Annotated in this window: 15 protein-coding genes; 1 reads left to right on the forward strand and 14 read right to left on the reverse strand. The window is 58.4% G+C overall.

What is annotated here, in order from left to right; genetic code table 11:
- Positions 1-7: 7 nt before the first annotated feature.
- From pafA to ABRP64_RS04310, 6 genes are all read right to left on the reverse strand, one after another.
- A complete protein-coding gene (gene pafA, locus ABRP64_RS04285; RefSeq protein WP_349865590.1) occupies positions 8-1,387 on the reverse strand; it encodes a Pup--protein ligase in 1,380 nt (459 codons plus the stop codon).
- Positions 1,388-1,425: 38 nt separating this feature from the next.
- Entirely contained in the window at positions 1,426-1,617 is a 192-nt protein-coding gene (locus ABRP64_RS04290; RefSeq protein ID WP_349865556.1) for a ubiquitin-like protein Pup, read from the reverse strand.
- A 31-nt stretch (positions 1,618-1,648) separates the two neighbouring features.
- Positions 1,649-3,193, reverse strand: coding sequence for a depupylase/deamidase Dop (gene dop, locus ABRP64_RS04295; protein ID WP_349865558.1), 1,545 nt, complete (start codon positions 3,191-3,193; stop codon positions 1,649-1,651).
- Positions 3,178-4,758, reverse strand: a complete 1,581-nt coding sequence (gene arc / locus ABRP64_RS04300) for a proteasome ATPase (protein WP_349865560.1) — start codon at positions 4,756-4,758, stop codon at positions 3,178-3,180. The genes dop and arc overlap by 16 nt, the downstream gene beginning before the upstream one ends.
- Before the next feature lie 83 nt (positions 4,759-4,841).
- Entirely contained in the window at positions 4,842-5,678 is an 837-nt protein-coding gene (locus tag ABRP64_RS04305; RefSeq protein WP_349865561.1) for a tRNA (adenine-N1)-methyltransferase, read from the reverse strand.
- Positions 5,679-5,707: 29 nt separating this feature from the next.
- Entirely contained in the window at positions 5,708-6,961 is a 1,254-nt protein-coding gene (locus tag ABRP64_RS04310) for a M18 family aminopeptidase (RefSeq protein ID WP_349865563.1), read from the reverse strand.
- A gap of 46 nt (positions 6,962-7,007) precedes the next feature.
- Here ABRP64_RS04310 and ABRP64_RS04315 point away from each other — a divergent pair, with 46 nt between their 5' ends.
- Positions 7,008-7,829: a RecB family exonuclease gene (locus ABRP64_RS04315; RefSeq protein ID WP_284771884.1), complete on the forward strand. Its 822-nt coding sequence runs from the start codon at positions 7,008-7,010 to the stop codon at positions 7,827-7,829.
- A gap of 6 nt (positions 7,830-7,835) precedes the next feature.
- Here ABRP64_RS04315 and ABRP64_RS04320 read toward each other — a convergent pair whose 3' ends face one another.
- The 8 genes from ABRP64_RS04320 to mshC all read right to left on the reverse strand — a co-directional run bounded on the left by ABRP64_RS04320 (position 7,836) and on the right by mshC (position 16,683).
- Positions 7,836-9,503: a formate--tetrahydrofolate ligase gene (locus ABRP64_RS04320; protein ID WP_349865564.1), complete on the reverse strand. Its 1,668-nt coding sequence runs from the start codon at positions 9,501-9,503 to the stop codon at positions 7,836-7,838.
- 149 nt (positions 9,504-9,652) lie between these two features.
- Positions 9,653-10,960, reverse strand: coding sequence for an anaerobic C4-dicarboxylate transporter (locus tag ABRP64_RS04325; protein WP_284770660.1), 1,308 nt, complete (start codon positions 10,958-10,960; stop codon positions 9,653-9,655).
- 360 nt (positions 10,961-11,320) lie between these two features.
- On the reverse strand, positions 11,321-12,880 hold the full coding sequence (gene aspA, locus ABRP64_RS04330; RefSeq protein ID WP_349865566.1) for an aspartate ammonia-lyase: 1,560 nt from the start codon (positions 12,878-12,880) through the stop codon (positions 11,321-11,323).
- A 111-nt stretch (positions 12,881-12,991) separates the two neighbouring features.
- A complete protein-coding gene (hisG, locus tag ABRP64_RS04335) occupies positions 12,992-13,837 on the reverse strand; it encodes an ATP phosphoribosyltransferase (protein ID WP_349865567.1) in 846 nt (281 codons plus the stop codon).
- 43 nt (positions 13,838-13,880) lie between these two features.
- Entirely contained in the window at positions 13,881-14,144 is a 264-nt protein-coding gene (locus ABRP64_RS04340) for a phosphoribosyl-ATP diphosphatase (RefSeq protein ID WP_005279188.1), read from the reverse strand.
- 43 nt (positions 14,145-14,187) lie between these two features.
- Complete coding sequence (locus ABRP64_RS04345; protein WP_349865569.1) at positions 14,188-14,910, reverse strand: HAD family hydrolase; 723 nt, start codon at positions 14,908-14,910, stop codon at positions 14,188-14,190.
- A gap of 126 nt (positions 14,911-15,036) precedes the next feature.
- Positions 15,037-15,420: a hypothetical protein gene (locus ABRP64_RS04350; RefSeq protein WP_349865571.1), complete on the reverse strand. Its 384-nt coding sequence runs from the start codon at positions 15,418-15,420 to the stop codon at positions 15,037-15,039.
- A gap of 24 nt (positions 15,421-15,444) precedes the next feature.
- Positions 15,445-16,683, reverse strand: a complete 1,239-nt coding sequence (mshC, locus tag ABRP64_RS04355; protein WP_349865573.1) for a cysteine--1-D-myo-inosityl 2-amino-2-deoxy-alpha-D-glucopyranoside ligase — start codon at positions 16,681-16,683, stop codon at positions 15,445-15,447.
- Between the last annotated feature and the right edge of the window lie 6 nt (positions 16,684-16,689).

A 16,689-nucleotide genomic window follows, 5' to 3' on the forward strand; every position in this document is an offset into this window, starting at 1 on the left:
GCACGCCTTAGGCGTGATTATCGTGCATATAGTCTAGCAATGCTTCAATGCGCGGATCGGTGGACGCGAAAGGGTCCAGCAGCTCCTCGGTGCGCGGTTCGGGGCGGTTGACCTTCAGCCGCGTCCAATCCACGGTCACGTGCGCGCCGCAGTCTTCGGCGGCAGTCAGGAACGCGCCGCGCAAGGCCGCGCGCGTGGTCGGCGGCGCGGTCGATACTGCACGCTCGATGTCTTCATCTTCAATCCAGCGCTCGATCATCCCGCGGCGCAGCAGCACGTCATACAAACCTCGCCCGGGCCGGATATCGTGATAGGTCATATCAACCTGCGTAAGTTTCGGATGCGCCCAGTCACCGCCTAGGCGGGAACGGTAGCGCTCGAGCAGCTCGAACTTGATGACCCAATCAATCTCGCGGTTTACGCCGGAGAAATCTCCGGTCTCGATGGCGCGCAGGATGCGCTCCCACAGGTCAACGACGCGCTCCAATTCCGCCGTGGGCGTGCCGGTATCTTCGCGGTGAGCGAGCCAATCGCGCGCCCGCGCGCAAAGCTGCTGCTGGACTTCTAGGGCCGTAATGGTTCCCCCGCTAACAAGCGGCAGCGGCGTAGATCCGGTCATATCTCGCGCGATGGTGCGAATGTGGTGGATGGGATCCGCGATCTCGAGTTCGGGCAGCTCGAAGCCTGCCTCCAGCATCTCTAACATGAGCAGGGTGGAGCCGACCTTCAATGCGATGGTGGGCTCTGCCATATTGGAATCACCAACGATGATGTGCATGCGGCGGAAGCGCTTGGAATCCCCGTGCGGCTCATCGCGGGTATTGATGATGGGCCGGGAACGGGTGGTCGCAGACGAGACGCCTTCCCATACCTGGTCGGCGCGCTGCGATAAGAGGAATTGCGCGGGGTGATCGCCCTTGGCTGGCTGCACCATTCCCGCCCCGCAGATAAGTTGGCGGGTAATCAGGAAGGGCAAGAGCGCTACGCCCAGATCTTTGAGCACCATATGCCGGCTAATGAGGTAATTCTCGTGGCAGCCAAAGGAGTGCCCGGCGGAATCTACGTTGTTCTTAAAAAGGTAGACCGGCCGCTCGTTTCCTTCTGCGACCAAAGCAGCTTCGGCCTGTAGCGCGAGGCGGTTCATCACGCGGTCACCGGCGCATTCATAGGCGATCAGCTGGCTAAGGCTATCGCACTCGGCGGTAGCTACCTCAGGGTGCGAGCCGACGTCGAGGTATAGGCGGCTGGCATTGGTGGCGAAGATATTGGACGAGGCGTATTTTTCTACGATCGGCCGGAAGAGCACGCGCGCAACCTCATCCGGGCTTAATGCCCGCTGGCTCTTCGGCGTCGCCGTGGACAGGCCATACTCGGTTTCGATGCCCATAATCCGCCGGGCAAAAACGGGACGGGTGGATTCCACGCCTACTGTCCGCCCTTTTGGACGTAGGAGCGGACGAATTCCTCCGCGTTATTTTCCAGCAGGCCATCGATCTCATCCAGGAGATCATCGGTGCCGGAGGTGTTGATATTGAGCTGGGTTGCGGTAAATTCTTCCTCTGACTCGGGGTCATTTCCCCCATTATTACTATTGACCTGGCGATTCGAAGTGGACACGGTGTCATCCTTTCGTCGTATTAGGTGATCATTACTTACGATACTCGGGCTGGATACCGATGGCAGCAAGGCCTTCGAGCAACTCTTCTACGCTGCTTGCGCCATCGATGATGTCTTCGCAGTCCGCGCGGGTGAGCCCGCGGGCATCATCCATGGCCACGGTGGCCCAGACTCCGTTTCGGGCGTGTCCGTCCTTATCACCACGGCGCAGGGTGAGGCTTTGCCAGCTGGCAGCGATGATATCTTCGCCGAATTTCTGCGTTATGCGCCCGCGGAAATATGCCCGCGTATCAGCGGGCGGCTCGGCCGCAGCGCGGTGCAAATCTTCGGCGCTAAAGAGCTGGCGCATCTGGCCCTTGCGCACCAGCGCATGGTGCAGCGACTTCTCCGGATCGATTTCCGCGTATTGCAAGTCGATGAGGCGCAGCTTGGGATCATCTGGGGCAATGCCGCGGTCCAGGTAGCTTTTGATCAACCGGTACTTGGCCACCCAATCTAGGAGGTGGGAGGCCTTGAGGGGGTCATCGGCAAGCAGCTCTACTGCCTCGTCCCAGGCCGCCAGCACCTTGCGATCGGCGTCGGTCTCCGGCTGCAGGCGGCGGCGGTATTCGTTGAGCAGCTCGAGGGCGGTGAGCGTGCGGCCATCGGCAAGCGTGAGCCGGTGGCGCAATTCAAGATCGCGGCTTACCAGGGGAACCTCCGCGACGGCATCGGCCAAACGCAGATCGCTAAAGTCTGTGCCCGCCTCAATGGCATCGAGCACCAGCGAGGTCATGCCCAATTTCAGCAGCGTCGAGGTCTGCGACATATTCGCATCGCCAATGATGACGTGCAGGCGGCCAAAATCATCGTGGATGGCATGGGGCTCATCGCGGGTATTGATAATGCCGCGATTGAGGGTGGTTTCCAGAGAAATTTCTTGCTCCATATAATCCGCACGCTGGGAAATCTGGAACCCCGGTTCCTCCCCAAACTCGCCGCGCCCCATGCGCCCAGCACCAATGACGACCTGCCGGGCCACGAAGAAGGGGATCAGCGCTTGGGCCATGACCGAAAAATCGGTGCTGCGGGCATACTGATAATTTTCATGCGAACCGTAGCTGGCACCCTTGCCATCGACGTTGTTTTTATACAACCGCAGCGGCGGGCACGGCTGCCGGTCCGCCAAGACGGACTTTCCCTGTGCTGCTAGCTCCGCGACGGCATCCCGGGCCTGCAGCAGTGTGAAATCGCCGGCGGCATCATAGAGCGTTGCGTCCCAAGCATTCGTGCACTCCGGAGCCGAATACTCGGGGTGGGCGTGGTCCACATAAAACCGCGCCCCGCTCGGGGTGACAACATTGGCTACCCCCACCGCATTGGGGTCTACCACGGGAACCGTATCGTAGCGCTTGAGATCGAAACCGCGCGAGTCCCGCAAGGGGTGTTCCTCCGCAAAATCCCAGCGCGAACGCGCCCCCGTATACAGCGCGGCATAGGCCACAACCGCATGGGTCGAGGTAATGATTGGGGATTCCTCCGGCGAATCAGGCGTAGAAATACCGTATTCCGTTTCCGTTCCTAGCACGCGGGCCACGTACAGCTCCTTCCGCTTAAAAGTTCCACACTGGTCACGCGCGAACCGCTGTGATCCGTGGAGACAATCTTGCTCCATTCCTCGGGGTTGGTTGAGGTGGGCATGTATTCCGATTCCTCCTGCTCGGCGGCGATGGCTGCCCGCAGGTGCTGCTTGCCGATGCCCCCTTCAACGCCCCCAGTGCCTTCCTCCACGGCGCGCTCCGCACCGTGGTGCGATAAAGCTTCCTTGATGGCCAGCTTTTTAGCCCGGGCCAAAATATTGGCAATCATCGCGCCAGAGACGAAATCCCGGTAGTGCAGGACTTGGCGTTGCCCATTGCTAAAGTGCAGCTGCGCAAACGGCCTATCGCTATACAGCTCATCCACGGCATCGCCAATGAGCTCGTCAATATCACCCACATGCGGAATGGACGGATCGAAGTGGCGGGCGAAGATCTCGCGCGCGCCGCGCTTGGTGGGGCGATTGATGCGCACCTTCATATCCAGCCGACCCGGGCGCATGATGGCGGGGTCAATGAGCTCTTCCCTATTGGTGGCGCCGATGATGACCACATTGCTGAGGCCCTCCACGCCGTCGAGCTCCGTTAGCAGCTGTGGAACGACGGTGGTTTCCATATCGGACGAGACCCCGGATCCGCGGGTGCGGAAAATGGATTCCATCTCATCAAAGAAGATGACCACCGGGCGATCCGCGCTGGCCTGGGCGAGCTCGCGTGCGCGCTCAAAGATCAGCCGGATGCGGCGTTCTGTTTCACCGACGTACTTATTCAGCAGCTCTGGGCCCTTAACATTGAGGAAGTAGCTGGATCCATCTCCCCCCATTTGGGTAGACAAAGAGTTCGCCACTGCTTTAGCAATGAGCGTCTTTCCGCAGCCCGGTGGGCCATAAAGCAATACACCCTTGGGTGGTTGCAGTCCATATTCCCTGTAGAGCTCTGGGTGGATAAAGGGCAGCTCGACGGAATCACGGATCTGCGAAATTTGCTCGTCTAGGCCGCCGATATCCTCGTAGCGCACATCTGGCACTTCCTCCAGCGAGAGCTGGGATACCTCTGCTTTATCCACCTTTTCCACGGCCACGGAGGCCTTGGTATCTAACAGCACGACCTCGCCCGCGCGCACGCTTTCTTGCAGCGCCTGTGCGAGGAGAACGACGCGGTTATCCCCCGCAGACTTAGCCACGACGGCCCGGCGCTGGTCCAAGCGCTCGACCACGGTGGCAAGCTCGCCGGTGCTCGTGGGGGCGCAGCCTTCGACGACCACGAAGCCATCTCCCAACCGCACCTGTTGGCCCACCTGCAGGCTTCCCGGCTCCACGTTGGGAGAGACCTTGAGCTGCATGACGCGGCCGTTGGTATAAACCTCCGCCGTGGTTCCTACCTCGCTTTGGTGCGGCGAGTAGGCCAAAAAGACACCGTAGGTAGAGGCAGGCTCTGCAAGTGCATTGACCTCAGCAAATAACTGCTCAAGCTCGGCGCGCGATTTCTGTAAAAGCTCCACCAGCTTTTGATTGCGCGCAGCAAGCTGGCTGAGTTGCCGCTTATTATCCGTGGCTTCATCCATGCACACCACTTTAACGCGCGAAAAGGTATGAGCGAGGCCACTTTAGCAATTAATTACATCCGTGTACTTAAATAGTGCGCATTCTATTTGCGGGCGCGGCGCTGGGGGCGCGGCGGGGTGACGCCATCGGCAAGCCGCCTGGTCCAAATGAGGAATGCGGTATGCGCATTCATGCGGTGCTCTGGGCGGGTGGCCAGGCCTTCTACCTTCCACTCGCGCACCAGAGACTCCCATGCCTTCGGCTCGGTAAAGCACTGCAGCTCGCGAATGCCCTCCATGACCTTCATCAGCTGCGGAACCGTTGCCACATAGGTCATGAACACGCCGCCGGGGATCAGCAGATCGCGTACGGTCTCCAAGTTCTCCCAGGGCTCAAGCATGTCCAAGATGATGCGGTCAACGGGGCCACCGAGATCGTCAGCGGTGACATCGCCAAGATCCCCCAGGCGCGGCGACCACCACTCGGGGCGGCTGCCAAAGTATTCCTCGACATTATCGACCGCATACTCCAAGTGATCCTCACGGATTTCGTAGGAATAGACGTGGCCTTCGGGGCCCACGGCGCGCAGGAGGGACATCGACAAGGCACCGGAGCCCGCACCAGCCTCAAGCACGCGGGCGCCCATGAAAATATCGCCCTCGACCAAGATTTGTGCGGCGTCCTTGGGGTAGATGACGGCGGCGCCGCGCGGCATCGAGAGGACGTGATCCACCATGAGGTGGCGGAAGAGCAGGAAGGACGAGCCCAAGGTGGACTCGATGACGGAACCTTCATCCATTCCCACGATGTCATCGTGGTTGATTATGCCTTTATGGGAATGGAACTGGCCTCCTTCTTTCAAAATGACCGTGTAGTGGCGCCGCTTGGCGTCCGTCAGCTGCACGCGGTCGCCATAGGAAAAGGGGCCAGAATAAGCCATGCCGCAAAACTCCTCGAGGTTGTGGGAAACTAACCCTTCAAGTATGCCTCAAGTGCCCGCGAGAGCCATATTTGGTCCTGCTCGCCCACCATCTCGCGCGCGGAGTGCATCGATAGCATCGGCACGCCCACATCGACGGTATCGATGCCCAATCGCGTTGCGGTAATGGGGCCGATGGTCGATCCGCACAGCACATCGTTATTGCCCACGAAACGCTGCACCGGAACCCCAGCCGTGGCACACGCGGTCTCCCACAACGCGATCGTCTGCGCATCGGAGGCATAGCGCTGGTTGCCATTGATCTTGGTCACTGGACCCTGCCCAATGATCGGCTGATGGGTGGGATCGTGCTTATCCGTGTAATTGGGGTGCACCGAGTGCGCGGCATCGGCAGACACGCAGCTTGAGCGGGCGAACATCTGGAATCGCTCTTCCTCATTGGCCCCCAGCGCGCGGGCAGTGCGGGTCAACACGTCCTGCAGGATGGGCCCGGCGGCACCATAGCGGGAGCTCGATCCCACTTCCTCGTGGTCAAAGGCCATCATAACCAAAATATCGGAGCCGTCATAGTCCTGCGCAGCGCTCTGCATAGCCTCCAGCGAGGCATGCACCGAAGACAAGTTATCCATGCGGCCAGCCGCGATAAACTTTTCGCCCGCGCCAAAGACCGCGCCTCGGGCGGCATCGGCCGTAATCAGGTTGAAGGACGCGATATCCTGCTTGGCAATGCCCGCCTGCTCCCCCACCACCTGTAGGATCGACGCATCTTCATCGCCCACCGTCAGCACCGGCTGCATGTGCTTTTGCCGGTCCGGCTTGAACTCATCCTTGCGGTACAAGTGGATAGCCAGCGAAGGAAGGCGCAGGATCGGGCCCGTATTCACCAAGTGCTGGCGCCCATCCGTGGTCACAACTTGGCCGGCGACGGTAAGTTCGCGGTCAAACCACGTGTGCAGCAAGGCGCCGCCGTAGATTTCTACCGCGACCTGCTGCCAGCCTGCAGCAGAAAAATCGGGCGTGGGCTTAAGCGCCAGCCCCGGCGAATCAGTATGCGAACCGATAACGCGGAAACCGGAATTCTTATCGGCGCCTTCCGGCACGTACCACGCGGCAACCGCGCCGCCGCGGACCATCACGTGCCCGCCCAGTGCCGCCGACCAATCCTCGCGCTCATCCTGGACCTGGAAACCGAATTCTTGCAGCTGGCGCGCTACCTCATGCGCGGCGTGGTACGACGACGGCGAAGCCGCCAAGAAATCAAGGAACTTATCGGTATAACTCATACCTTCTAGCTTGCCACGAAACTATCAGCGATAGGCTAGATACACCATGGCTACTTCATCTACTCCCCGCCCTCTTGCCCTGTCGCCCTCGCGCGCCTCCGACTACCAGCAGTGCCCTCTGCTCTACCGTTTCCGGGCCATCGACAAGATTCCCGAGCCCAAGACCATCGCCCAAGTTAAGGGAACCCTGGTCCACGCGGTCCTAGAAGAAACGCATAAACTCCCGCGCGAAGAGCGCACTTACCCAGCCGCAGTAAAGATGATTAAGCCAAGCTGGGCAGCGATGACGGAACAGGACGCTGAATTGCTCGAGCTCGTGCCCGAAGACGAGACGTATGATTTCTTCGTCGCCGCCCGCGAGCTGCTCAAAGGCTATTTCCAGATGGAAAACCCGCAGGGCTTCGACTGCCAAGAAACCGAGATGTATGTCAACACGGTTCTGCCCAACGGCGTGCCCGTGCGCGGGTTTATTGACCGCGTGGACCGCGCCCCCACCGGCGAGGTGCGCGTCGTGGATTATAAAACGGGCAAGAAACCAGCACCGCGCTTTTCCCACAGCGCCCAATTCCAGATGCGGTTTTATGCCCTAGTGTATTGGCGCTTGTTGGGAACAATCCCCCACCAGCTACGACTGATGTATCTAAAGGTGCTGGATTCGATGTTTTTAGCCCCTACCCAGGAGGAACTCGAATACTTCGAGCGCGATCTAGGCCAGCTGTGGGCCAAGATTGAGGCCGATGGGCGCGCCGGGGATTTTCGCCCGAAACGCTCCAAGCTCTGTAATTGGTGCGCGCATCAGGCGATCTGCCCCGAATTTGGCGGCACGCCGCCGGAGTACCCGGGTTGGCCGGGCTCCGCGGCGGATTAACTCCTTTTAGAACAGTCCGGATACCGTGCCATCGGCGGCGACGTCGATATTATTGGCCGCCGGCTTCTTGGGCAGGCCCGGCATGGTCATCACGTTGCCGGTAAGCACTACGATAAACCCCGAACCGGTGCGCGGCAGTAGCTCGCGCACGTGCAGCGTGTGGCCTTCCGGAGCGCCCAATGCGGTTGCTTCATCCGAGAAGGAATACTGCGTCTTGGAAATGACCACGGGTAATTTATCCCAGCCATTGTCCTTGATGTATTGCAAGTCCTTCACAGCCTTTGAGCCGTATTCCACGCTGTCCGCGCGGTAGATCTCGCGGGCGATGGTCTCGATGGAGGCCTCGATGCCTACTTCAGGATCATAGAGCTGCTGCGCGCCGCCCTCGAGGCTCTCCAGCAAGGTCTCGGCCAGCTTCGTCGCTCCCGCGCCGCCTTCGGCCCAGACGTTGGCCTCTTCCAAGGCCACGCCGAAGTCCTTGGCCCAATCGCGCATAAACTGGCGCTCCGCCTCCGTATCGGACCAGAAGAGGTTCAGCGCGACAACGGGCTTGATACCAAACTTGCGCAGGTTTTCTACGTGGCGCTCAAGGTTGACGATACCCTTCTGCAGAGCCTCAACATTTTCCTCGGTGAGCTTATCCTCGGCAACGCCCCCGTTGTACTTCTGCGAGCGGATTGTCGCCACGACCACCGCGCCGGCCACGTCCAGGTCACCAAACCGGGACTTGATATCCATAAACTTCTCGCCGCCGAGATCCGCGCCGAAGCCGGCCTCAGACAGCACGATATCGCCGAACTGCAGGGCAGTCTGCGTCGCCAGCAAGGAGTTGCAGCCGTGCGCGATATTGGCGAAGGGGCCACCGTGCACGAGTGCGGGCACCCCGCCGAGGGTTTGCACGAGGTTCGGGTTCAAGGCATCGCGCATCAGCGCGGTCAGCGCGCCTTCCGCATCGAGCTCGCGCGCGGTCACCGGCCGCTGGTCATAGGTAAACCCGACGGTAATATCGCCGAGCCGCTGCTTGAGGTCATCGAGGCTCGTCGCCAAGCACAAAATCGCCATGATCTCGGAGGCCGCCGTAATGGTAAAGCCCGTTTCTGCCGGCACGCCGTGTGCCGATCCACCAAGGCCGGTCACCACATTGCGCAATGCGCGGTCGTTCACGTCGACGCAGCGCTGCCACGTCACGCGGCGCGGGTCGATGCCCAGCTGGTTGCCCTGGTGAATGTGATTGTCGATGATGGCCGCAAGCGTATTCGTAGCCGCGGCAATGGCGTGGAAGTCACCGGTGAAGTGCAGGTTGATGTCCTCCATCGGCACAATCTGGGCGTAGCCGCCACCCGCGGCACCACCCTTGATACCCATTACCGGGCCTTGGGATGGCTCACGGAGGGCCACGATGGCCTTCTTCCCGATCTGATCCAGCGCATCGGTCAAGCCGATGAGGACCGTAGATTTTCCTTCCCCGGCAGGTGTTGGGGACACTCCTGTCACCAACACGAGCTTGCCGCGCTTATCCTTGGCGTAGTCCACCTTAGTGATATCCACCTTGGCTTTTGTGGAACCAAAAGGAATTACTGCATCTTCTGGGATTCCTGCTTTGTCTGCGATTTCCGCAATCGGCTGCAGGTTATGGGCTTGAGCGATTTCAACATCGGATGGCTGCGTAGTCATGGCACCTACCCTACCGATTTCTGACATTAGCCAAGTCGCATGGGGGTATACACTGTGAGGCAGAACATTTCTTTTGGTGAAGATTCCACATAAAAGTGGCGCCCTCTCCGCGGAGAAGACGCCACAAGGACCTCGAGTTCGAAGACTCGCTAAATGATTACCGCACCGAGTGCGTAGCCAAGGAGCACGGAACCGACGATGCTGACCACGCCGGGGATAAGGAATGGGTGGTTGAATACGGCCTTGCCGATCTTGGTCGTGCCCGTATCATCCATTTCGACAGCTGCCAGCAACGTTGGGTACGTCGGCAGGATGAACAGAGCAGATACTGCTGGGAATGCGGCCACGGCGGTAACCGGGTTAACACCTAGCGCCAATGCGGCGGGCATGAGCGCCTTAGTGGTAGCAGCCTGCGAGTACAGCAGGGCTGCGGCGAAGAAGAGCACCACTGCCAGCAACCATGGCGAAGCTTCGATGACGTCGCCGGCCAGCGCTTGAATATCGTCCAAGTAGTGGTTGATCAAGGTGGTTCCCAACCACGCAACACCCAGCACACAGATGCAGGCGGACATACCCGATTTAAATACCGGAGTATTGAGCACGTCGCCGGTCGGAATCTTGGTTTTCAAGACGATGATCGTCGCGGCCGAGAGCATGACGGTCATGATTGCCTCATTGCGCGGCAACGTGGGATCCGTAATCAGGCCAACTTGTTCGGAAGAAATGGTAGCCCACGCCATGACGACGACGATGGCGATGAGGAAGATGACTACGGAAGACTTAGCTCCTTCCTTTGGCTCATATTTACTAGCACCAATCGGTTCTTTGACCAGGCCTTGGGCCTTGCGCTCTTGGTATACAGGATCATCTTCTAGTTCCTTGCCAAACTTATTGGCAAGCCAAGCTGCCGGGAAGATGGACAGGAAGGTAGCTGGAATCAACACACCGAGCACCTGGAGGTACCCCACCCCCATGGGCTCAAGCAGACCAGCCAGGATGACAACTGCAGCAGAAATCGGCGAGGCACAAATACCCATCTGCGCAGCGACAACCGCGATAGATAGCGGGCGCGACGGGCGAACCTTGCCCTCCTTGGCCACCTCTACGATGACCGGCAACGTGGAAAAGGACGTGTGCCCGGTACCGGCCAAGACCGTCATCAACCAGGTCACAATGGGTGCGTAAAACGTAATCTTTTTGGGGTTTTTGCGCAGGAACTTCTCGGCCACGTGAACCAAATAGTCCATGCCGCCGGCCTTTTGCATGGCGGCGATGGCCGCAATCACCGTCATAATAATGGCGATGACGTCGAACGGAATGTCTTCCCTGGTTACGGGAACTCCCGTAACGCCCAAAAGGAGAACGCCTAGGCCGCCGGCCATACCGATGCCTATGGACCCAATTCTCGCACCCAGGATAATGGCCGCGAGAACGATGACAATATGAATAATAACCATGGATACGCTCCACACGTTCTCAACTACACGTGGTGGACCCGCCTTAGCCTGCCGGTCGTGGACCACCCTTACACTTCTATTTTGCCCTGAATATGTTGCTTTATTTACATATTCCGCCCGTTTGTGCTGCTTCCCACATGTGTTCTACCTCGCGTTATAAACCGTTCGGTATATTTCCATGCCGCTGCACTATGGAACCGTGAGACACCAGTCAGGCATTCACGCAAGAGACCGCACACACCATGGAATACTTTTCCGCTTTCCACGGAAAAGAAAAACACGGTGTGTGCGGAATGGTGGGCGCCTCCATGAGGATGGGCATCGCCCACCTCATGCGGCACTACGGCTCGCGAACTTTACTTAGTTGTCATCGAGGAAAAGCTGACCGCGAAATTCTGGGTGCATCAGGTTTTCTACCGACAGGACCCTGTTCAGCGTTGCCTCATCAAGTAACCCCTTCTCCAGCACGAGTTCCTTGACGCCCTTGCCGGTCTTGAGGGATTCCTTTGCAACCTCATCACCGTTGTGGTGGCCAATAAATGGGTTCAAGTAGGTAACGATACCGATGGAGTTCTCCACGTACTGGCGGCACACATCAGCGTTGGCAGTAATACCGGTGACGCACTTCTCACGCAGCGCATCGACCGCGTTGCCCATGATGCGGATGGACTGGAACAGTGCCTCACCAATGACCGGCTCCATCACGTTGAGCTGCAGCTGGCCAGCCTCTGCGGCCATGGTCACAACGTGGTCATTGCCAAAGATCTTGAAGCAGGTCTGGTTGACAACCTCTGGGATAACCGGGTTGACCTTACCCGGCATGATGGAGGAACCTGCCTGGCGGGCCGGCAGGTTGATCTCGCCAAGGCCAGCGCGCGGGCCAGAGGAAAGCAGGCGCAAGTCATTACAGATCTTGGAGAGCTTCATGGCAGCGCGCTTGATGGCAGAGTGCAAGAAGACGTAGGCACCGCAGTCAGAGGTGGCCTCGATAAGGTCGCTTGCAGTCTTCATCTCCAAGCCGGTGACTTCAGACAGGGCGGCGGTGACCTGGTGACGGTAGCCGGCTGGAGTGTTAACGCCGGTGCCGATGGCGGTTGCACCGAGGTTGATCTGCAGCAAACGGCTCTGTGCGTCGCGCAGAACGGCCTGCTCCTCGTTCAGGTTATTAGCAAAGCCCTTGAATTCATCGCCCAAAGTCATGGGGACGGCATCCTGCAGCTGGGTACGGCCCATCTTCAGGATGTCTTGGAACTCATTGCCTTTGTCCTGGAATGCGGAACGCAGGCTGTCAATGCGCACGATGAGGTCATCGATGGCAGCGTACAGGCCCAGACGGAAGCCAGTTGGGTAAGCGTCGTTGGTGGACTGGGACATGTTGACATCGTCATTGGGGTTGATGATGTCGTAGGAGCCCCTCTCCTCCCCCAAGTGCTCAAGGGCCAGGTTGGCAACGACCTCATTGGTGTTCATGTTCAACGAGGTGCCGGCACCGCCCTGGAATACATCGAGCGGGAACTGGTCCATGCAGCGACCCTCGTCCAAGATTTGGTCACATGCCCAGATGATGGCCTCTGCCTTCTTCTTTGGCAGCACGTGCAGGCGACGATTGGCCATCGCGGCGGCCTTCTTGACCTTCACCATGCCGCGGATGAAGTGCGGAATGGTATTAATGGTCACGTAGGAAATCTGGAAGTTATCCATCGCGCGGACGGTGTGGACACCAAAGTAGGCGTCAGCAGGAATTTCCAAATCACCGATCAGGTCGGTTTCCGTACGAGTGTTTTTGCTCGACGTCTTTGGTTTCTTCTGCTCAGCTACCTTTTGCTGTGCAGAATGGGTGGTCTTATCCTCCTGCTTATCCTCCGCTTGCTTTGCGGCAGACTTAGTGTCTTTTTCTTCTTTCTTAGACGACTTTGCCATGATGGCGCGGCTCCTTTGCCTGTCGAGAATGATGTCCGAGTGAATAATCTCAAGCGCCAATGGTAGCCACGTTTCGCCCCAATTGGGACGACCAAGAATTTAATACTCCCCCTAAAAGCGGGCAATGCGGAGATCGGAAGCCAAAATTGCCTCCGCACCGAGTTGGGAAAGTCGATCCATAATCTGGTTGGCTTCCTTTTGCGGAACCATCGCACGCACCGCCACCCAGTCCTGTCGCGCCAACGGTGAAACCGTCGGCCCAGTCAGGCCCGGAGTAACACCAGCTGCTTTGTCCAGATTTTCTTCCGCGATGTTGTAATCGATCATGAGGTAGGTGCGAGCGTGCAAAATACCTTGGATGCGGCCCAAGACAACCTGCTCTTCCGGCGTCACCTCTGCACCGTGGCGTTTAATGACGACAGCTTCCGAGCTGACGATGGGCTCACCAAAGGGCGCCAAACCCTGCTGTCGCAGCGTAGTACCAGTTGACACGACATCGGCAATGGCATCGGCCACACCTAAGTGGATGGATATTTCCACCGCGCCGTCGAGACGGATCACATCGGCGGAAATCCCATTCTCCGCCAAGTCCTGTCGGACCAAATTCGGGTACGACGTTGCTACGCGCTTGCCTTCAAGGTGAGAGATATCCCACCCTTCTCCTTGGGGTGCGGCGTAGCGGAATGTTGAGTCACCGAAGCCAAGTGAGAGGACTTCTTTAAATTGGGCGTTGGAATCGAGCGCCAAATCGCGCCCTGTGATCCCGAGGTCGAGCACGCCGCGGGCGACATAGATTGCGATATCCTTCGGGCGGAGGAAGAAAAATTCCACCCCATTGTCTAGATCCACCACATTTAGGGTTTTGGAGTGACCGCGTCCCTTGTATCCGGCCTCACCAAGGATTTCTAAAGCCGCTTCTGATAGGGAACCTTTATTTGGTACTGCAATTTTGATCATGCTGTTCTCCAGGAAGTCTGCTCCACCGCAGGTGGGCAACAAGTTATAGGTATTTATAAATATCTTCAGGCCGCAGGCCGCGCTTGATCATCATGACCTGCGTCCAATAGATAAGCTGCGACATTTCTTCCGCCAGTTCCTCGTCGGACTGGTATTCGGCGGCGATCCATACTTCGCCTGCCTCTTCGATGATCTTTTTGCCAATATGATGGGCGCCTTCTTCCAACGCCTGGACGGTCCCAGAGCCCTCGGGCTTCTGGTCTGCTTTGTTCAGTAGCTCAGCAAAAAGTGTCTCAAAATCCTTCACAGCTACCTATTGTTCCACAGGTAAGCGGTCAATGCGAAGGGTTTTATTTCATTTCCTGGATAGCCCGGAACCATTCATAGACATCTACATGGCATGCGCCTGCAAGGTGGCGAGAATCGCGCAGCCGGGAGATCTCCACTACCCCCTCCGGTACTTCCACGCCTTCATCCTCGGGCAAACCGATAACGGTGCACCCCGCGGCAACGGCCGCGCGCATACCGGCCGGAGAGTCTTCGAATACGAGGCACTGAGCTGGATCAAGTTGAAGGCGCCGAGCCGCTTCCAAGTACATGTCTGGAGCGGGCTTGCCGGTGGGGACTTCATCACCGCAAATAGTGTCCACGAAATACTCCCGGCCTATTACCGCGATGGCTGCGTCCGCGACGTCGCGATCCGTATTCGTCGTGACCATCATCGGCATGCCGTCTTGGTGCAGCGCGGTTAAAAGCTCCGGGATTCCGGGAAAGATTTCTAGGCGGCCAGCAAAAAGAGTCTTCACATAATCAAACATCTTGCGCCGGTAGGCTTCGACGTCGCCTTCGCCCAAGGAAACTCCCGCATTATCAGCGCAAATGCGCAGCGTCGTAGGAAAGGTAGCCCCGACCGTATCCATGCGTTGCCTGGGTGTCAGGCGCTTGCCCAGCACTTCCGAAAGATAGTACGTCGCCTCACCCCACAAGGGCTCTGAGTTGGTCAAGGTGCCATCCATATCCCAGAAAATCGCCGCGGGACGGGACAAAGGCTGGGAATCACTTTCTGTGGTCATACACACTCCACCGGCTTTTCCGGCATAGAACTACGGCCCAACGGGGAGGAAATATTCGCGCTGCGCGGTGATCAATCAACGTCACCGTAGAAATTTACCCACAGTAGGCTGCAGCCGTAAAGGTTTTTAGAAGTCCAATTCGGGGATCTGTGAGAGTGCCTCATCGTCGGCACCGGTAGCCGCAGAAGCGTTGTACATAAGCACGGCGATTTCTTCCTTTTCCTCCGGCTCCACCACGGCATCGTGCTGTTTGCGATTAAAGGTAGCGAGTTTTTGCACGGTCTTATTCAATACCGCGGCGAGCTGGCCGCCATCAGGATCGTCCGGCAAACCGTCCAGCCCATCCAACATCTGCTCGAGATGGCCTTTAAGTTCTGGGAGCACCGCCGCGTCAAACGGCGCCTCCCAGAACTCTTTCTCCTCGTCCTTGAGGTAATCGCCGGTGGCAAAGGACTTAAGATCAGCAATGAACTCATCAACGGTGGGTTGGAAATCTGCGCGAATGCTCATGCTGTCGATATTGCCTTAAGTTGGCTAGGCCTGCACGCCGAGCAGCGAATTAAGTGCTGTACGCACCAACTCTGCAGCGCCTTCCTCGTCTTCGCCACGGTCGCTGCCTGCCCAATCGTCGATGGCGCGCAGCGCGGTGGGGGTATCGAGGTCATCGGCAAGTGCTTGGCGAAGCCCCGCTACCGCACCTTCCGCAGCCGACAGGGACCCAGGGGTTTCCAGGGCAGAGTGCCAAGTGGCCAGGCGGTTCTTGGCCTGGTCGAGCACCTCATCGGACCAGTCCCGCTCGGCGCGGTAATGACCGGAAAATACGCCGAGGCGAATGGCGGAGGGATCCTCGCCCTGCTCCACAAGCTTGTGTACGAAGACCAGGTTGCCCAGGGACTTGGACATTTTTACGCCGTCCAGGCCGATCATTCCGGTGTGGACATAAAACTGCGCCATGCGGTCAACGCCCAATGCGGCCTCTGCATGTGCGGCGGAGAATTCATGGTGCGGGAATTTCAGATCGCTGCCGCCGCCCTGGATATTAAAGGTGCTACCCAAGTAGTTGGTGGCGATGGCAGAGCACTCGATGTGCCAGCCGGGGCGGCCGGGACCGAAGGGAGACTCCCACGCCGGTTCGCCTTCGCGGTGGGCACGCCAAATCAGGGCGTCCATGGGGTGCTTCTTGCCTGGGCGGTCGGGGTCTCCGCCGCGCTCAGCAAAAAATTCCTGCATTTGTTCCATCGAGTAATTGGATTCATAACCAAATTCCTCGGTGGCTTCGATGGAGGCATATACATCCGGGTACTCAGGGTCATCCACCACGTAAGCGGCGCCGTTATCCAATAGTTTTTGCACCATGTCCACGATCTCATCGACTGCTTCCATGGCACCAATGAAGTGCTGCGGCGGAATGACCGATAAAAGCTCCATATCGGAGCGGAAAAGGTCAATCTGGGAGGTGCCGAGTTCGCGCCAATCAACGCCGTCGCGCTCCGCGCGCTCAAAGAGTGGGTCATCGACATCGGTGATATTTTGCGCGTAATTGACCTTCTTGCCTGCATCCAAGAACTGCCGGTAAATCAGGTCAAAGGTGAGATAGGTGGCTGCGTGACCCAAGTGGGTCGAATCATACGGGGTAATGCCGCACACGTACATGGTGGCGGTATCCCCCTTTACCTGCACGGGGGCCTTGGTTTGATTCGCGGAATCGTAGAGATAGAGCTGTGCCGCATCGCCTGGGACGGGGCTAAAAGAAGGTGTTGGCCAAGAATGCATGGCACC

This window comes from Corynebacterium sp. KPL4015 (genome assembly GCF_040225725.1).
Lineage (GTDB): Bacteria > Actinomycetota > Actinomycetes > Mycobacteriales > Mycobacteriaceae > Corynebacterium > Corynebacterium rhinophilum.